This window comes from Mesorhizobium sp. AA22, assembly GCF_001672375.2.
GTDB lineage: Bacteria > Pseudomonadota > Alphaproteobacteria > Rhizobiales > Rhizobiaceae > Mesorhizobium > Mesorhizobium wenxiniae.
The window spans coordinates 1,505,555-1,522,294 of sequence record NZ_CP048406.1 but is presented as its reverse complement, the minus strand read 5'-3'; the positions used below and the strand labels follow the sequence as shown (position 1 = coordinate 1,522,294).

Here is a 16,740-nt window from a genome sequence, read left to right as displayed (position 1 = left end):
GCGCCTCGCGCGGTTCGCTGGCCAGGACGACAGGCTGGCTTCACTCGACCCGTTTTCCGGCCTGATCGAACCAATGCAGCTTTTCGGCTTTGGCCACGACGCGCAACTGGTCACCAGGATTTGCGGCGGCGCGCCCTGAGACGCGTACGACGATACGGCTACCGCCTGCGGCGCAGTGAAGAAAGCTTTCGGCACCGACCGGTTCGACTGCCTCGACTGTCGCCGGCAGGACGAGCGCACCGGCCAGCGCCCCCGCATTGAAGGTCACGTCGGCATCTTCCGGACGAAAACCCAGTGTCACGGCTGGTGTTGCAGGGGCCGCAAAGCCGATCGCCGTGCCGTCGGCCAGTAGCGGGCCCGAGGAACTTCCGGTTAGCGCCAGAAGATTCATCGGCGGCGCGCCGATGAAGGAAGCGACGAAGATCGAGGCTGGCTTCTCGTAGACGTCGAGCGGCGCGCCCGTTTGCTCGACCAGTCCGGCGTTCATGACAACAAGGATGTCGGCCAGCGTCATCGCCTCCAGCTGGTCGTGGGTGACATAGACCGAGGTGACGCCAAGCGTGCGCTGCAAATTCTTGATCTCGACCCGCATCTGGCCGCGCAGTTTGGCATCGAGATTGCTGAGCGGCTCGTCGAACAGGAAGACTTTCGGGTTGCGCACGATGGCGCGGCCCATGGCGACGCGCTGGCGCTGGCCGCCGGAAAGCTCGCGCGGGCGCCGGTCGAGCAGCGCCGAAAGCTCCAGCACCTTGGCTGTCGAGCGCACCCTGCTGTCGATCTCGTCCTTCGGCGTGCCGCGATTGCGCAGGCCATAGGCCATGTTGTCGTAGACCTTCATATGCGGGTAAAGCGCGTAGTTCTGGAACACCATGGCGATGTCGCGCTCGGTCGGGCCAATGGCGTTGACCACCTTGCCGTCGATGGCGACCGTACCGGCAGAAATGGTCTCCAACCCGGCGATCATCCTCAGCAGCGTGGACTTGCCGCAGCCGGAGGGGCCGACCAGAACACAAAGCTCCCTGTCGGGAATGGCGATGGAGATCCCCTTCACGGCTTCGACGCCGCCGGGATAGACCTTCTTCACGTCCCTCAGATCGACGGTCGCCATCGGCTTCTCACTTTTCGGATTCGACCAGGCCGCGCACGAACCAGCGTTGCATCAGCACGACCACCAGGATCGGCGGCACGATGGCCAGCATCGCCGTGACCATGACCAGGTGCCATTCGGTATCGGCATCGGCGAAGGAAACCATCTTTCTCAGCGCGATGACGATGGTGTTCATATCGTTGCTGTTGGTGACGAGCAGCGGCCAAAGGTACTGCGTCCAGCCGTAGATGAAGAGGATCACGAAAAGCGCCGCGATGTTGGTGCGCGACAGTGGCAAGAGGATATCGAAGAAGAAGCGCCATGGCCCGGCACCATCGACACGCGCCGCCTCGACCAATTCGCCCGGTATGGTCATGAAGAACTGGCGGAACAGCAGCGTCGCGGTGGCGGAGGCAATCAGCGGGATGATCAGGCCGGCGTAGGTGTCGATCATGCCGAGGTCGACCATAACCTTGTAGGTCGGCAGGATGCGCACCTCAACGGGAAGCATCAAGGTGATGAAGATCAGCCAGAAGAAGGTCATGCGCAAGGGAAAGCGGAAGAACACGATCGCATAGGCCGACAGGATCGAGATGAAGATCTTTCCCACCGCAACGCCGAGCGCCATGACCGTGGTGTTGAGGAGCAGTTGGCCGACGCTGACACCGCCGATGCGGCCAATGCCGCCGAACAGCGCCTCGCTGTAATTGTTCCAGAGCTGGCCGCCGGGCAAGAGCGGCAGCGGCGGCCTGAGGATGGTTTGCAGCGTGTGTGTCGAGGCAACGAAGGTGTAGTAGATCGGAAAAGCCACGATCAATAGGCCAAGGATGAGCACGGCATGGGCGATGAAGGTGCGGAGCGGGGATTGGCCGATCATCGCTGCCCTCAACCGTAATGGACTTTGCGTTCCACGTAGCGGAACTGGATGGCGGTGAGCGCAATGACGATGGCCATCAGGATAACCGACTGCGCCGCCGAGTCGCCCAGGATCAGATTGACGAAGCCGTCATTATAGACCTTGTAGACCAGCGTCTCGGTGGTCTTGCCCGGCCCGCCGCCGGTGACGGCATGAACGATGCCGAAAGTGTCGAACAGGGCATAGACGGTGTTGACGACCAGCAGGAAAAAGGTCGTCGGCGCAAGCAGCGGGAAGACGATGGTCCAGAAGCGCTTGGTCTCGCCGGCGCCATCCATCGCCGCCGCCTCGATCAGCGTTTTCGGCACCGCCTGCAGCCCGGCGACGAAGAACAGGAAATTGTAGCTGATCTGCTTCCAGGCAGCCGCCGACACCAGCAGGATCATGGCGTGGGTGCCGTTGAGCAGCGGGTCCCATGCGATGCCGAGGCTTCTCAGCAAATACGCCAACGAGCCGATCGAAGGATTGAACAGAAACAGCCACAGCATGCCGGCAATCGCCGGCGCCACGGCATAGGGCCATATCAACAATGTGCGGTACAGGCCTTTGCCGCGCACGGCCTTCTCGGCCATGACCGCAAGCAAAAGGGCCACGCCCATCGCAACGATCGCCGTCGCAAGCGAAAACACTACGGTGACGTGGATCGAGTTGAGGTAGGCCGGATCGGCCAGCACCTTGCGGAAATTGGCGAACCAGACGAACCTAGTCCTCAGCCCGAACGGGTCTTGCCTGAGCATCGACTGGTAAAGCGCCTGACCGGCCGGCCAGTAGAAGAAAACCAGTGTTATGGCGAGTTGCGGCGCCACCAGCAGGTAGGGCAGGATCTTGTTGGGAAAGACGATGCGTGGAGACAGGCTGATTTCCCTCGCTATCCAGGGGTCGCCCACGCGAGCTCGCGTGGGCGATATTCGAATCGATTAACCGGGATAATCTAATCAGTTCTCCAGCGCTTCCTTGATCGCGGCGTTGCCGCGCGTGACCGCGTTGTCAAGCGCCTGCTGAGCGGTTTGCTGGCCGGCCAGCATCTTCTCGATCTCCTCGTTCTGGATATCGCGCACCTGCGGCAGATTCGGCAGGCGCACGCCCTTCGAGTTGTCGGTCGGCGCCTTGCCCGTCATCTGCAGGATGGGTGTCTCGCGGCCGGGGTTTTTGTCATAGAAGCCTGATTTCTTGGTCGCCTCGTAGGCGGCGAGCGTCACCGGCAGGTATCCCGACTTCTGGTGCAGATATTCCTGCACATCGGTCTTGGACAGATAGGCGAAGAAGGTCGCGACGCCCTTGTATTGCTCGTCCGACTTGTTGCCGAAGACCCACAGGCTGGCGCCGCCCGGCGTGGTGTTCTGCGGAGCGCCCTTGGCGTCGGTGTCGTAGGGAAGCTGGCCGATGCCATAGTTCATGCCGGACTTGACGATGTCGCCGAGGCCGCCCGACGATTCGGTGAAGATGCCGCATTCGCCGGCCAGGAAGATCTGCTTGGCTTCGGAGGTGCGCCCGCCATATTTGAAGGTGCCGTCCTTGGCGAGGTCTGTGAGCGCCTGGAAGTGGCTGACGAAAATCGGCGCATTGATCTTGAGCTCGACATCACCGCCGGCGAGGCCGTTCTGCTGGGTGGCCCAGGACACATCATTCCACGCCGCGAAATTCTCCAGATGGATCCAGGTCAGCCAGGTCGAGGTATAGCCGCATGAGGCGGCGCCGCTCGTCTTGATCTTCTTGGCAGCTTCCCACACCTCGTTCCAGGTCTTCGGCGGGCTGTTCACGTCGAGGCCCGCCTTCTGGAAGATGTCCTTGTTGTAATAGAGGATCGGCGAGGAGGAGTTGTAGGGGAAGGACAGCATGGTGCCGTCCGGCTTCGAATAATAGCCGACGATGCCGGGCAGATACTGGCTCTTGTCGAAGGTCATCCCGGCACCGGTCATCACCTCGGCCACCGGCTTGATCGCACCCTCGGCCGCCATCATCACGCCGGTGCCGACATCGAACACCTGGAGGATATCGGGCGCCTGTCCGGCGCGGAAGGCAGCGATGCCGGCATTCAGCGTCTCGGGATAGGTGCCCTTGAACACCGGAACCAGCTCATAGTCGCTCTGGCTGGCGTTGAAATCCTTGGAGATCTTGTCGACAACTTCGGCGTTGGCGCCGGTCATGGCGTGCCACCAGCTGATCTGCGTGACGGCGAAAGCGGAGGTGGTGGAAAGCAGCGTCAAGGTGGCGGCGACACCGGCCGCGAAGCCGAAGAACTTCATGTTTCATCTCCCGTTTTGTCATTGGCGAAAGGGCACTCTCGCAAAGGCAATATGTGCCGCTCGTGACAATTGGACAACGGTTTTGTTGCGGATCGATGAACTCGATCTCCACGTAAAGTGGTGCACGCTTGCGAATGAGAGCTGATGGAAAGGGATTACTAAGCCGGCTTACGGCTCGAACAAGGCGACGAAGATCGGCAACAATCGCTGGCGCCTAGTCCGACTTTCCGAGCGCTGTCACGACCAGCCGCTTGGCGTCCGCTCCCGACCATTCGGCCGGGCCGTTCATGTGAGCGATCAGGCAGCCTTCACCGTCGATCAGCATGGTGACCGGCAGGCCGAGCGCCAGGCCGCGCGTCTTGAGATCGTTAAACAGCGCCATCGTCGAATCGCGGTAGTAGCCGAGCGCCTTGACGCCGGTTTCCTCGAGGAACTTCTTCGGCTTGGCGTCGTCGCCGACATCGACGTTGACCGCGACGACCTCGAAGGTGTCGCTGCCCATTTCTTTTTGCAGCGCGTCGAGCGCCGGCATTTCGGCGCGGCAGGGTGCGCACCATGTCGCCCACAGATTGAGCAGCAACGTCTTGCCGGCATGGTCGGCGAGCGTCATCGGCTTGCCGCCAGGGTCGTTGAAGGCAAGGCCCTTCAGCGATTGCGGCGGATCAGCCGGCAAAAGTGCTGCGACCTGGCCGGTGGCAGCCGCCGCGACCGTCTTGGCGCGGTCGGCCTTGGCGCCGCAGGCGACATCGTCCTTGCTGTCGCCAACGGCGACTGGCGCGGGCGCGTTGTTGCCAGAACCGCTCTCGCTGACATATACCGCGACCGCGCCCGCAAGCACGCCCGCCACCAAAGCGGCGAGGATGAGGCGCGGGGCCGGGAAAAATCGATTGCCGTCTGCCATTTTCTAAAAACTGCTCCGGAGCACGGGTTATAGCGATGAGCGACAAGAAGGCCAGCAACCAGATGTGGGGCGGACGTTTTGCCTCGGGTCCGGCCGCGATTATGGAAGCGATCAACGCGTCGATCTCGTTCGACCGCAAACTCTATGCGCAGGATATCAGAGGCTCGATCGCCCATAGCGAGATGCTGGCGCAAACGGGCATTATTTCGACGGCCGATCAAGAAAAAATCGCTCACGGGCTGAACACGATCCTGGCAGAGATCGAAGCCGGCACGTTCGAGTTCTCGACCAGGCTGGAAGACATCCACATGAATGTCGAGGCCCGCCTTGCAGAGCTGATCGGCCCGGCCGCCGGCCGCCTGCATACCGCCCGCTCGCGCAACGACCAGGTAGCGGTCGATCTCAGGCTGTGGGTCAAAGACGAATGCTTTCGCGTCGCCGAGGCGCTGAAGGGCCTGATCACGGCGTTCCTGGAACGGGCCGAGGAGCATGCGGCGACGGTGATGCCGGGCTTCACCCACATGCAGGCGGCGCAGCCGGTGACCTTCGGCCACCACTGCATGGCCTTTGTCGAGATGTTTTCGCGCGACCTGTCGCGTGTCCGCGACGCCATCGAACGGATGGACGAAAGCCCGCTCGGTGCGGCCGCCCTTGCCGGCACCAGCTTTCCGATCGACCGGAACCAGACGGCCAAGGCCCTCGGCTTCCGCGAACCGATGCGCAACTCGCTGGACAGCGTTTCGGACCGCGATTTCGCACTGGAATTCTTGGGGCTGGCGGCGATCTGCGCGACGCATCTGTCGCGGCTCGCCGAAGAGATCATCATCTGGTCGACGCCGCAATTCGGCTTCGTCAGGCTGTCGGACTCATTCTCCACCGGCTCCTCGATCATGCCGCAGAAGAAGAACCCCGACGCCGCCGAGCTGGTGCGCGGCAAGACCGGCCGCGTCACCGGCCATCTGGTCGGCCTGCTGACGGTGATGAAGGGCATGCCGCTGACCTACGGCAAGGACATGCAGGAGGACAAGGAATCCGTGTTCGACGCCGCCGAGACGCTCGATCTGATGCTGGCGGCGATGACCGGCATGGTGCGCGACATGACGGTGAACGCGGCCGCCATGAAGAAGGCCGCCGGGTCAGGCTATTCGACCGCGACCGACCTTGCCGACTGGCTGGTGCGCACGCTCGGCCTGCCGTTCCGCGAGGCGCACCACGTCACCGGCCGCGCGGTGGCGCTGGCCGAGGAGAAGAAAATCGGGCTCGACAGGCTGCCGCTGGAAAACTTGCAGTCCATTCACCCCGGCATCACGGCGGACGTGTTTTCGGTGCTTGCCGTACAGAATTCGGTGAAGAGCCGCACGAGCTTCGGCGGCACCGCGCCGTCGGAGGTGAGGAAGCAGATCCGGTACTGGAAAAAGCACATCGCCAAGGCGTGATGCTCGTGCGGCGAATCCGAAATTCGCATCACGCTGGAGCAGCGCGGCGAGCGAATTTCGGATTCAAAAGCCGCACGAGTAATTGATGAATTCTAGTGTGGTTTTGGATTTGAAGTTCCTGGACGCGAATGCCATCAATGACAGGAACTTCTAATCCACCACACTAGGTGCAATGCCAGCAAAACTCGGCTAAAAGCGGCGGGCAAAAGTTTCAGACGGATGGATCGATGACCGCAAGCAGGATTTTGGTGACGTTGACGCTGCTGGTGGCGCTGGCAACCGTAACGGCCTGCGGCAGGAAAGCCGGCCTCGACACGCCCTATGAGGCGGCCGTGCAGGCGCGCAAGGACGCACAAAAGGCCGAGCAGCCCGTGCCGCCGGAGCCGGAAAAACCGGTCAAGGACAAGAAGTTCATTCTCGACCCGCTGATCTAGAGCCGATGAGATCGGCCGATCTTATCGGCTCCAACATCCGGAACCACTGTTGTGAACCATTTCGACTACCGCGACGGCGTGCTGCATGCCGAGGACGTGGCGATATCAGATATCGCCGCAAGCGTCGGCACGCCGTTCTATTGCTATTCGACGGCGACGCTGACCAGGCATTTCCGCGTGTTTTCGCAGGCCTTTGCCGGGCTCGACGCGCTGGTCTGCTACGCCATGAAGGCAAATTCCAACCAGGCGGTGCTAAAGATCCTGGCCAAGCTCGGCGCCGGCGCCGACGTGGTCTCGGAAGGCGAATTGCGCCGCGCCCTGGCCGCTGGCATTCCGGCCAACAAGATCCTGTTTTCGGGCGTCGGCAAGACCGCGCGCGAAATGGATTTTGCGCTCTCGGCCGGCATTCTCTGCTTCAACGTCGAATCCGAACCGGAACTTGAATTGCTGTCGGCCCGCGCCACGGCACTGGGAAAGGTGGCGTCGATCTCGCTGCGCATCAATCCCGATGTCGACGCCAAAACCCACAAGAAGATCTCCACCGGCAGGGCCGAGAACAAGTTCGGCATTCCCTGGCAGAAGTCACGCCAGGTCTATGCCCGCGCAGCTGAACTGCCAGGCATCAAGGTCACCGGCATCGACACCCATATCGGCAGCCAGATCACCGAATTGCAGCCGTTCGACGACGCCTTCGCGCTGCTGGTGGAGCTGGTCGGCGTGCTGCGTGCCGACGGGCACGCCATCGAGCATATCGATCTCGGCGGCGGTCTCGGCATTCCCTACCGCGTCGACAACAGTCCGCCTCCGTTGCCGGACGCTTATGCCCAGATCGTCAAGAAGCACGTCACCAAGCTCGGGCTGAAGGTGATGTTCGAGCCGGGCCGGCTGATCGTCGGCAATGCCGGCATCCTTGTCTCGCAAGTGATCTTCGTGAAGGAGGGCGACGCCAAGAACTTCCTGGTTGTCGACGCCGCGATGAACGATCTGATCCGGCCGACGCTCTATGACGCCTTCCATGACATCAAGCCGGTGGTGCAGCAGCCGGCCGCGGCGCCACGCATGACGGTCGACGTCGTCGGCCCGGTCTGCGAGACCGGCGATTATCTCGGCCTCGACCGCGACCTGCCCCGGCTCAAGGCCGGCTACATGATCGCCATCGCCACCGCCGGTGCCTATGGCGCGGTGCAGGCCGGCACTTACAACACCAGGCCGCTGGTGCCCGAAGTGCTTGTCGACGGCGACCGTTTCCATGTCGTGCGCCCGCGCCAGACTTATGACGAGCTGATCGGGCTGGATTCGCTGCCTGGCTGGCTGGAATAGACCCGCAGCGCTACAGCCAGTGCTGAATCAGCGCCCTAGTCTCGGCGATCCTGCCCTCGTCGCGGCGATAGAACGTCCACTGTTTGATACGCTTGCTGCTGAGAAGGCCGGCTCGGGTGAGCACCCGCATGTGCTCGCTGAGCGTCGCTTGGGTGATCCCCAGCTTTTCGGCGATCAGCAGCGCGCAGACGCCGTCCTCGACAAGATCGCCATCCGCTTGGCGTGGAAAATGCGCGCGCGGGTCCTTCAGCCACTCGAGGATTTGCAGCCTGCGCTCGTTGGCGATCGCCTTGAAGACATCAACCTCTTGCATTTAGCCATTTTGCTAAGTTACTAAGTGATGTCAATCCTTGGGAGCAGGCCATGCTTAACCGCAATAGCATCACACGCGAACGCATCGCCGCCATGGAACCCCGCATCCGGCCATTCGTGCGCCACACGCCGGTGCTGCGCGTCGACATGGCCGATTTCGGCCGTCCGCCTCTTGCCGTCGACCTGAAGCTCGAATGCCTGCAGCATTCTGGCTCGTTCAAGGCACGTGGCGCCTTCACCAATCTTCTCGAGCGGCCGGTTCCCAAGGCTGGCGTTGTCTCGGCATCGGGCGGCAATCATGGCGCTGCGGTCGCCTATGCCGCCATGCGGCTCGGTCACAAGGCGACCATCTTCGTTCCCGAAGTGAGCCCGCCGGCCAAGCTGGAACGCATCCGCGCCTACGGCGCCGAGCTGGTCATCGGTGGCGCGCGCTATGCCGAGGCGCTGGTCGCCAGCGAAGACTTTGCCGAAAAGTGCGGTGCACTGCAGATCCACGCCTTCAACCAGGAGGAAACGCTTGTCGGGCAAGGCACGCTTGGCCTCGAGATCGAGGCCGACCTGCCTGAACTCGACACACTGCTGGTCGCCGTCGGTGGCGGCGGCCTGATCGGCGGCATCGCCGCCTGGTTTGCCGGCCGAATCAGGATCGTCGCCGTCGAGCCCGAAGGAGCGCCGACGCTTTATCGCGCCTTCGAGGCCGGTCAACCCGTCGATGCGCCAGCCGAGGGGATCGCCGCCGATTCGCTGGCGCCGAAGCGCGTCGGCGAAATGATGTTTCCAATCGCCGAGGCATTCGTCGAGCGTTCCATATTGGTCAGCGACGACGAGATTATCGCCGCGCAGGCGGCGCTTTGGGACCGAGTGCGAATCATCGCCGAGCCGGGCGGCGCTGCGGCCTTCGCGGCGATCCTGTCCGGCCGGTACGCGCCGGCTGCGGGCGAGCGTGTCGCGGTACTGGTCTGCGGTGCAAACGCCAATCCGGCTAAATTCTGACGATAACGGGGGCAGTCCTGTTCACGTTTTAGGGAACTGCCTCGCCTTCGCCGTGTTTCTTGGTATGTTTGGAGCGACATGCATCTAAGAGTTTGAGTCCTTCGCATCCGATTCTCGGGCCGGTGCGATAGATTTGTGAGGTTCGGGTTATCCGCCCGAATAGGAAGGGCCGATGACGCAACGACCCACCTTCACCAGTGATCGCAGCCTGGCCGGGCGCCTTGCTCTGAGCCGGCTGGCGACACGGGTCTCGATGACGGTCGAGCGTGGCTGGCCGTTGCTTCTTCCGCTGGTCATCGTCGCCAGCCTGTTCCTCAGCGTCTCGTGGCTTGGCCTCTTCCTTCTGCTGCCCGACACCGCGCGCATGAGCCTCATGGCAGTGTTCGGCATCGCAGCCCTTGCCACGCTCTATCCCCTGCGTTTCTTCCGGGTGCCGACCAGCGCCGAGATCGACCGGCGCATCGAGGCTGCCAACCAATTGCTGCACAGCCCGGTGCTGGTGCAGACCGACCGGCCGAGCGGCAGGGAGAGTATTTTTTCGCAAGCGCTGTGGCGTGAGCACCAGAAACGCATGGCCGAAAAACTCGGTAACCTTGGTGGCGACATGCCACGCACCCGGGTTCCGGAGCGCGACCCGTGGGGGCTGCGCGCCGTGGCGGCGCTTTTGTTGGTCACCGCCTTTGCCTTCTCCTTTGGACCGTCGGGTGGCCGCATCGCAGACGGGTTCAGTGCCCACGCGGCGCGCGACGCGGTGCCGCCGCGCATCGACGCCTGGGTGACGCCGCCGGCCTACACCGGCAGGCCGCCGGTCTTCCTCACTTCCCCCGCCCTCGCCAACCCAGCCCTCGCCGACAACGGCAAGCAGGCTGCGTCCACCTTCACCGTTCCGGAAGGCAGCGATGTGTCCCTGCGCGTCACCGGCGGTTCGGGCGAGGAAACGCTGAGCTACGCCGACGCCGACGGCAACGCCAGCACCATCGAACCGACCGGGCAGAAGGCCGACGCGGCCAAACCGGCGGCGGCAACGCCCTCGACGGCAACGCCCTCCACGGTGCGCCAGTTCACAGGAAAGCTGACGACCAACGGCACGCTGACGCTGCAATCGGGCAATGACGAACTCGGCAACTGGGCCTTCGCGGTGATCCCGGACAAGCCGCCACAGATCCGCTTCGTCGGCGAGCCGAAACGCGCCGTCAACGGCTCCTTCGAACTCAACTACCAGATCGACGACGACTATGGCGCGGCCTCCGCCAAGGCGGATTTCGCATTGGCCGATCCACCGGCGCCGAATGCGCATCCGCTCTATGGCCCGCCCGAAATGCCGCTGACGCTGCCGCGCCGCGGCGCCAAGGGGAACGCCGCCAAGACCACGAAGGACCTGACCGAGCATGTCTGGGCTGGCGGCAACATCAAGCTCACGCTTGTCGCCACCGACGACGCCGGACATACGGCAACCAGCGAGACTAAGACGCTGGTGATGCCGGAGCGGCCTTTCTCCAACCCGCTGGCGAGGGCCGTGATCGAGCAGCGCCGCGTGCTGGCGCTCGACGCCAACTCCAAGAGCCGCGTGCTCGACCTGATGGACGCGATCACGCTCAGGCCCGAAGATACGTTCGACAACATGGCGCACTACCTCGCCGTCATGAGCGCCCGCACCCGGTTGAAGATGGCTGACAGCGACGACAAGCTGCGCGACGAGGTCGCCTATCTGTGGGAGATCGCGCTCGGCATCGAGGAAGGCAATCTTTCGGAGGCCGAGCGGCGGCTGCGCCAGGCGCAGCAGGCGCTGCAGGACGCGATCAAGAACGGCGCCAGCGACGAGGAAATCGACAAGGCGATGAAGGAACTGCGCGAGGCGATGAACCAGTTCCTGCAGGAATTCGCCCAGCGTGCGCAGCAGAATCCGAACGCGCCGCAGATGCAGCAGAACGGCCAGGAACTGCGCCAGAGCGACATCGAACGCATGATGGACCAGATCGAAAACCTGGCGAAATCAGGCGATCGCGACAGCGCGCAGCAATTGCTTTCGCAACTGCAGGATATGATGAACAATCTCCAGGCCGGACGTCAGCAACAGGGCGGCCAGCAGAACAGCGAAATGCGCCAGCAGATGGACAAGCTCGGCGAGATCATGCGGCGCCAGCAGGAGATGATGAACGAGACGTTCCGCATGGACCAGATGCAGCGCGGCCAGCAACAGCGCGGGCAGAATCGCGACCAGCAGCTCGGCGAGAACGGTGAGCAGGGCCAAATGGGCCAACAGGGCGAGCAGCCCGGCCCAGGTGAAGACCGCGATCCGCTCGGCCGGCCGATGACGCCGCAGGAATTCGCCGACGCGCTGAAGCGGTTGCAGGAAGGCCAGGGCAAGCTGCAAGGCGACCTCGACCAGCTGAGGAAAGGCCTCGAAGGCATGGGTCTCGAGCCCAATGAAGGATTTGGCGAGGCCGGCAAATCCATGGGCAATGCCGAACAGGCGCTTGGCGACAGCGATGGCGACCAGGCCGTCGGTCACCAGGGCCGCGCGCTGGAAGCGTTGCGCAGGGGCGCCAAGGACATGATGAAGCAATTGCAGGCCATGCAGGGCGACGAGGGCGACGGCGAGCGGGGCGGCCGCCAGCAGAATGCCGACCGCGATCCGCTTGGCCGGCCACGCGCCACCGAGGGCCCTGACTTCGGCGATTCGGTGAAGGTGCCGGACGAAATCGACGTGCAGCGCGCCCGCCAGATCCTAGAAGCGATCCGCAAGCGGCTCGGCAACGCGCTCAGCCCCGATATCGAGCGCAGCTATCTGGAGCGGCTGCTGGAGCTGAAGTAAACCTCTCCTATCGCCTCAAGCATCGAACCATTGAGACCGCCATGGTGAAACTCGGCGCCCTTACCCCGATCCTGCGCATCTTCGACATCGCCAAGGCGCATGAATTCTTGTCGGCTTCCTCGGTTTCGAAGTGCAGTTCGAGCATCGCTTCGACGACAACGCACCCCTCTATATGGGAATTTCGCGCGATGGCTGCGTGCTGCATCTGAGCGAACACCACGGCGACGGCGCGCCGGGCTCTCACATCCGCGTCGAAGCGGGTGACACCGCGGCGCTGCACCGCGAACTGATAGCGAAAAAGTACCGTTTTGCCAGGCCGGGACTGGAAGAGACACCTTGGCAGACAAGGGAGGTCACCGTCGGCGATCCGTTCGGCAATCGGCTGACCTTCTACGAAGACGTCGCATAGCGGCTGCCCTTCCCGATCCCATCCGATCGAGGACGGTACATGCTTAGCGATTGGTGAACGCCTCGCGGATCGCCTCTTCCATGCCGTCTATGGCCTCGCCGGAAGCGTTCGGATTGCGGCGCAGCACCACGTTCGACGAATCGATGTCGCCGAACCCGTCGGCGGCCGTAAGTTCGCGGCAGCCGGCCGGGATGTTGCTGCGCGAGATCGGCGCGATCGCCAGCCCGGAGGTGACGGCGAGCCGCAGGCCGCCATTGGTGTCGCTGGTATAGGCGACGCGGTAGGCGAGACCGCGCTGCTCCAGCGACTTGATCGCGAAATCCTTGCACCAGCCGGCACGATTATAGAGGGCGATCGGCACCGGTCGCTCCTCATGCATGTGATGCAGCTCCGACGTTACCCATACGGTCGGATCATGCATCAGCACCTCTCCGCCGGAGAGGTCCTGCCACTCGAACACCACCGCCAGATCGAGGTCGCCGGCGGCGAGCGCCGCGATCTGCGCACCCGAATGCGCGTAGCGGACGGTGATGTCGACCTGAGGATGGCGCTTGGCAAAAGCGCCGAGCGCGCGCGACAGGATCGCGTGGCCATATTCTTCTGGAATGCCGATGCGCACCGGGCCGCCAAGCGGCGCCGCGACCATCGAGGCAGCCGTCTCGTCCAGCAGCGACACGATCCGGCGGGCGTTGACGATGAGTTCGGCGCCGCGTCGCGTCAGCGCCACACCGCGCGAGCCGCGCTCGAACAGACTGTCGCCGAGCACATCTTCGAGCTTCTTCATCTGCATCGAAACCGCCGATTGGGTACGGCCGGCCTGCTCCGCTGCCTTGGTGAAATTGCCGGTATCGGCAACCGCGACGAAGGTGCGCAGCAGGTCGCTGTCAAGCGTGAGCTTCATTTGTCCGCCATAAGAAATTCTGATTGCTGGCATCATTCCAATTCGTTTGCAACATGTCAAACGGCGGATAATAGTCGCCTCACCCATTGGACATGCGGCTGCGAAATCGGCCGCGGACCAATTTAGAGTCCTCACTCGTACCCGCTGCCCGAAACGGTGGCGGGTTCTTTTTACCCCGGACGCAGGCCGGTTCCGGGCCGCACTGCAAGGAGACCGTCGAACGACATGCAGAACCGGATCGTTCTCGGCATGGCAAGCCTTTGCCTCGGCGTTCTGGTGTTCTCGCTCCAGGATCCGCTGATCAAGGCCGTGTCGGGCACCTATCCGGTGACCGAGGTGATGGCGATCCGCTCCATCGTCGCCCTGCCCATTCTTCTCGTGCTCGTTCATGCCGATGTCGGGCTCAGAGCGATCTTTTCAAAGCGATTTCGCATGCTGACGACGCGCGCCTTCATCCTGTTCACCTCCTACACGGTCTACTATCTGGCGATCGCCGCCCTGCCGCTTGCCGACGCGGTGGCGCTCTACTTCATGGCACCGCTGTTCATCATGGCGCTTGCCGGCCCTTATCTCGGCGAACGAGTGGCGTGGCAGACGCTGGTCACCATCATGGTCGGGATGCTGGGCGTGCTGGTGATGCTGCGACCCGGTGCCGGGCTGTTCGACTGGGCGGCGGTGCTGTCGCTGGCCTCGGCGGTGCTGTACGGCTTATCGCAGTTGATGGCCCGCAAGATCGGCGACACCGAATCAGCCACGGTCATGGCGTTCTATCAGAACGGCGTCTACCTCTCGGGCGCTGCAGTGGTTGCCGGGCTGTTCTGGCTGGCGGGAATAGCTCACGCCACGCATCCGAGCCTCGAATTCCTGGTCAGGCCATGGATCTGGCCGACGCCGATCGATTTCCTGAAGATGGCGGCCTGCGGCTTCGTCGCTTCGGCTGGGATGGTCCTGTTGTCGCAGGCATACCGGCTGGCGCCCGCCAACAGCGTCGCCACTTTCGAGTACACCGGCATCATCTGGTCGCCGCTGTGGGGCTTCCTGTTCTTTGCCGAAGTGCCGCGATCGACCACCGTCGTCGGCGCGGCCCTCATCATCGGCGCCGGTCTGTTCGCGCTAAACGCCAATCGGCGCCGGAGCAGCGCGCCGGCAATCGCGGCAACCTGCGATCCGGCCTGACTGCAATCAGGCTTTGGCCGCTAGGCAAAACAGGCGAGCGCCTGTTCGACACGCGCGCGGATTTCGGCCAGCGTGAACGGCTTTTGCACGACGTCCACAATGACACCATTCAATTCCTCGGCGCGCTCGCGCTGGTCGGCATAGCCGGTCATCAGCAAGATCTTCATCGCCGGAAAAAGCGACGCCGCCGATTTGGCCATTTGGATGCCGTCCATTTCCGGCATCCGGATATCGGAAACGACAAGGTCATAGCCGCCACGTGCTGCGCGGATCAGGGCAAGCCCTTGCGCGCCGTCGGTGGCGATGTCGATCATATGCCCGGCGCGTTCGAGCGCGCGGGCGGCGAGGGTGCGGACGGAATCATCGTCCTCGACGATCAGGAGCTTTGCCATAGCGGAATGTTTGGCGGGGAAAAGTTGACTTTTCCTGAACCGCAAACGGCATCGAAGATAAATCTATGCGTCGCCCTTGACAACGCCGACAAACGGCAATTCGCGAAACGCGTGGGCGACATCCATGCCGTAGCCGACGACGAAATAGTCGGGGCAGTCGAAGCCGACATAGTTGGCGTTGAGCGCAGTCTGGCGGCGCATGCGCTTGTCGAGCAGCACGGCGATGCCGCAGCTTTTGGCGCCGCGCGACAGCATCAGGTCGCGGGTGAAGGACAGCGTCTTGCCGGATTCGAGAATGTCGTCGATCAACAGCACGTCGCGGCCGGCGACTTCATTGTCGATGTCACGCAGCACCCTCACCTCGCCGCTGGTGGTACCGGCGCCGTAGCTGGAAATGAAGATGAACTCGACCTCGGGCGACAGGCCGACATCGTGCATGGCGCGGATAAGATCGGCGGCGAAGATGAACGATCCTTTCAGCACCGAAATCACCAGAAGGTCCTGATAATCGTGCCCGGCGATCTCCTTGGCGAGCTCCAGATTGCGCCGGGCAATCGCCGACGCCGAAAACAAGACCTCGATATTCTTGCCACGCACGATTGGCATTGGCCGCCTTTCCAGAAATGATCGCCCCTAATTGGCGAAGGTGACCGAGACGGTCTTCACCCCGTTTCTAGGCACGTCGAGCCGGCTGGAAAAGCCAAATCTTTCGCCGGGCGCCAGCGAACGGCTGAATGTCTCCAGCGTATAGCGGGTTGTGCGCCTGTCATTGCCGGTGACCCGGAATTCCAGCGGCGGCAATGGCAACGGGCCGGCACCGTCATTCGCGGCCTCGCCACCGACGAACAGGACAGGTTCCGGCCCGGACGCATCGATACGCGACGTAACGCCTGAAATGGTGAGTGCAGCGCCCGTCTCCTGTGCGGCGAGAAGAAGCGGCGCCTGGCGCACCAGCGCGTGCCCGCCCGAGATCCAGAAGGCTGCAAACGCCACGCTGAGGCCGGCGATCCAGAAGATCGGCCCGCCGCGCGACGCCCGCAGCCGTTCCATCGCGGCTTTCGGCTTGCGCAACATGTCCATGCCTTCGAGCGATGGCGTGGCGATCACCCGCGAAAGCGGCGGTGAAGGGTCCATGCTGGTGGTGAGGCGCGGCAGCACCTCGAAGTCGGCATCGACGACGTCGGCGGCTGGATCACGCAAGATGCGTTCCGGCGCAGGGGCCGAATCGGTCATGAATTCGCCGGAAACCGGGCGCGCGGTTCGATCGTCAGCCATCACGGCCCCAGCACTACGGTACTTGTTCGTCTTCGTTTCTTTTATGTAAACGGAAATGGTTAACGCTTCCCCACCGGAGCCCTTGTGACGCGCCTAAAAAACCTCCGAATTAACCGCGGGTTAACCA

The 16,740-nt window shown here is 63.0% G+C and carries 17 protein-coding genes; 7 read left to right on the top strand and 10 right to left on the bottom strand.

Features of this window, described 5'->3' with window-relative positions; genetic code table 11:
- Window positions 1-40 precede the first annotated feature (40 nt).
- The 5 genes from A9K68_RS07410 to A9K68_RS07390 all read right to left on the bottom strand — a co-directional run bounded on the left by A9K68_RS07410 (window position 41) and on the right by A9K68_RS07390 (window position 5,150).
- A complete protein-coding gene (locus tag A9K68_RS07410; protein ID WP_065008490.1) occupies window positions 41-1,108 on the bottom strand; it encodes a sn-glycerol-3-phosphate import ATP-binding protein UgpC in 1,068 nt (355 codons plus the stop codon).
- Window positions 1,109-1,115: 7 nt separating this feature from the next.
- Entirely contained in the window at window positions 1,116-1,964 is an 849-nt protein-coding gene (gene ugpE / locus A9K68_RS07405) for a sn-glycerol-3-phosphate ABC transporter permease UgpE (RefSeq protein WP_065008491.1), read from the bottom strand.
- Between the two features lie 8 nt (window positions 1,965-1,972).
- Entirely contained in the window at window positions 1,973-2,857 is an 885-nt protein-coding gene (gene ugpA, locus A9K68_RS07400; protein ID WP_029348593.1) for a sn-glycerol-3-phosphate ABC transporter permease UgpA, read from the bottom strand.
- Window positions 2,858-2,938: 81 nt separating this feature from the next.
- Window positions 2,939-4,249, bottom strand: coding sequence for a sn-glycerol-3-phosphate ABC transporter substrate-binding protein UgpB (gene ugpB / locus A9K68_RS07395; protein ID WP_065008492.1), 1,311 nt, complete (start codon window positions 4,247-4,249; stop codon window positions 2,939-2,941).
- A 214-nt stretch (window positions 4,250-4,463) separates the two neighbouring features.
- Window positions 4,464-5,150: a TlpA disulfide reductase family protein gene (locus tag A9K68_RS07390; protein ID WP_065008493.1), complete on the bottom strand. Its 687-nt coding sequence runs from the start codon at window positions 5,148-5,150 to the stop codon at window positions 4,464-4,466.
- A 35-nt stretch (window positions 5,151-5,185) separates the two neighbouring features.
- On the opposite strand from A9K68_RS07390, the gene argH reads away from it, so the two are divergent.
- The 3 genes from argH to lysA all read left to right on the top strand — a co-directional run bounded on the left by argH (window position 5,186) and on the right by lysA (window position 8,340).
- On the top strand, window positions 5,186-6,586 hold the full coding sequence (argH, locus tag A9K68_RS07385) for an argininosuccinate lyase (protein WP_065008494.1): 1,401 nt from the start codon (window positions 5,186-5,188) through the stop codon (window positions 6,584-6,586).
- 227 nt (window positions 6,587-6,813) lie between these two features.
- Complete coding sequence (locus A9K68_RS07380; protein WP_029348597.1) at window positions 6,814-7,020, top strand: hypothetical protein; 207 nt, start codon at window positions 6,814-6,816, stop codon at window positions 7,018-7,020.
- Between the two features lie 51 nt (window positions 7,021-7,071).
- Entirely contained in the window at window positions 7,072-8,340 is a 1,269-nt protein-coding gene (gene lysA / locus A9K68_RS07375; protein ID WP_065008495.1) for a diaminopimelate decarboxylase, read from the top strand.
- Window positions 8,341-8,350: 10 nt separating this feature from the next.
- On the opposite strand, the gene A9K68_RS07370 is transcribed toward lysA, so the two are convergent.
- The gene (locus A9K68_RS07370) at window positions 8,351-8,653 is read right to left on the bottom strand and encodes a metalloregulator ArsR/SmtB family transcription factor (protein WP_065008496.1); all 303 of its coding nucleotides are present in this window, start codon (window positions 8,651-8,653) and stop codon (window positions 8,351-8,353) included.
- 50 nt (window positions 8,654-8,703) lie between these two features.
- Between A9K68_RS07370 and A9K68_RS07365 the strand changes: the two genes are divergently transcribed.
- From A9K68_RS07365 to A9K68_RS07355, 3 genes are all read left to right on the top strand, one after another.
- Entirely contained in the window at window positions 8,704-9,645 is a 942-nt protein-coding gene (locus A9K68_RS07365; protein WP_065008497.1) for a threonine/serine dehydratase, read from the top strand.
- A gap of 172 nt (window positions 9,646-9,817) precedes the next feature.
- A complete protein-coding gene (locus A9K68_RS07360) occupies window positions 9,818-12,460 on the top strand; it encodes a TIGR02302 family protein (protein ID WP_065008498.1) in 2,643 nt (880 codons plus the stop codon).
- A 130-nt stretch (window positions 12,461-12,590) separates the two neighbouring features.
- Window positions 12,591-12,869: a glyoxalase superfamily protein gene (locus A9K68_RS07355; RefSeq protein WP_348640708.1), complete on the top strand. Its 279-nt coding sequence runs from the start codon at window positions 12,591-12,593 to the stop codon at window positions 12,867-12,869.
- A 43-nt stretch (window positions 12,870-12,912) separates the two neighbouring features.
- On the opposite strand, the gene A9K68_RS07350 is transcribed toward A9K68_RS07355, so the two are convergent.
- Window positions 12,913-13,770 carry a LysR substrate-binding domain-containing protein gene (locus tag A9K68_RS07350; RefSeq protein WP_065008499.1) on the bottom strand — a complete coding sequence of 286 codons (858 nt, stop codon included), beginning with the start codon at window positions 13,768-13,770 and terminating at the stop codon, window positions 12,913-12,915.
- A 225-nt stretch (window positions 13,771-13,995) separates the two neighbouring features.
- On the opposite strand from A9K68_RS07350, the gene A9K68_RS07345 reads away from it, so the two are divergent.
- Complete coding sequence (locus tag A9K68_RS07345; protein ID WP_065008500.1) at window positions 13,996-14,946, top strand: DMT family transporter; 951 nt, start codon at window positions 13,996-13,998, stop codon at window positions 14,944-14,946.
- A 20-nt stretch (window positions 14,947-14,966) separates the two neighbouring features.
- On the opposite strand, the gene A9K68_RS07340 is transcribed toward A9K68_RS07345, so the two are convergent.
- From A9K68_RS07340 to A9K68_RS07330, 3 genes are all read right to left on the bottom strand, one after another.
- A complete protein-coding gene (locus A9K68_RS07340) occupies window positions 14,967-15,338 on the bottom strand; it encodes a response regulator (protein ID WP_065008501.1) in 372 nt (123 codons plus the stop codon).
- A 63-nt stretch (window positions 15,339-15,401) separates the two neighbouring features.
- Window positions 15,402-15,944 carry a hypoxanthine phosphoribosyltransferase gene (gene hpt / locus A9K68_RS07335; protein WP_065008502.1) on the bottom strand — a complete coding sequence of 181 codons (543 nt, stop codon included), beginning with the start codon at window positions 15,942-15,944 and terminating at the stop codon, window positions 15,402-15,404.
- A gap of 27 nt (window positions 15,945-15,971) precedes the next feature.
- Window positions 15,972-16,616, bottom strand: coding sequence for a hypothetical protein (locus A9K68_RS07330; RefSeq protein ID WP_065008503.1), 645 nt, complete (start codon window positions 16,614-16,616; stop codon window positions 15,972-15,974).
- Window positions 16,617-16,740: the final 124 nt, after the last annotated feature.

Coding starts and splice junctions, on each gene's coding strand:
- A9K68_RS07410 (WP_065008490.1), bottom strand. CDS start 1,108: ATGGCGACCGTCGATCTGAGGGACGTGAAGAAGGTCTATCCCGGCGGC.
- ugpE (WP_065008491.1), bottom strand. CDS start 1,964: ATGATCGGCCAATCCCCGCTCCGCACCTTCATCGCCCATGCCGTGCTC.
- ugpB (WP_065008492.1), bottom strand. CDS start 4,249: ATGAAGTTCTTCGGCTTCGCGGCCGGTGTCGCCGCCACCTTGACGCTG.
- A9K68_RS07390 (WP_065008493.1), bottom strand. CDS start 5,150: ATGGCAGACGGCAATCGATTTTTCCCGGCCCCGCGCCTCATCCTCGCC.
- argH (WP_065008494.1), top strand. CDS start 5,186: ATGAGCGACAAGAAGGCCAGCAACCAGATGTGGGGCGGACGTTTTGCC.
- A9K68_RS07380 (WP_029348597.1), top strand. CDS start 6,814: ATGACCGCAAGCAGGATTTTGGTGACGTTGACGCTGCTGGTGGCGCTG.
- A9K68_RS07370 (WP_065008496.1), bottom strand. CDS start 8,653: ATGCAAGAGGTTGATGTCTTCAAGGCGATCGCCAACGAGCGCAGGCTG.
- A9K68_RS07365 (WP_065008497.1), top strand. CDS start 8,704: ATGCTTAACCGCAATAGCATCACACGCGAACGCATCGCCGCCATGGAA.
- A9K68_RS07360 (WP_065008498.1), top strand. CDS start 9,818: ATGACGCAACGACCCACCTTCACCAGTGATCGCAGCCTGGCCGGGCGC.
- A9K68_RS07350 (WP_065008499.1), bottom strand. CDS start 13,770: ATGAAGCTCACGCTTGACAGCGACCTGCTGCGCACCTTCGTCGCGGTT.
- A9K68_RS07345 (WP_065008500.1), top strand. CDS start 13,996: ATGCAGAACCGGATCGTTCTCGGCATGGCAAGCCTTTGCCTCGGCGTT.
- A9K68_RS07340 (WP_065008501.1), bottom strand. CDS start 15,338: ATGGCAAAGCTCCTGATCGTCGAGGACGATGATTCCGTCCGCACCCTC.
- hpt (WP_065008502.1), bottom strand. CDS start 15,944: ATGCCAATCGTGCGTGGCAAGAATATCGAGGTCTTGTTTTCGGCGTCG.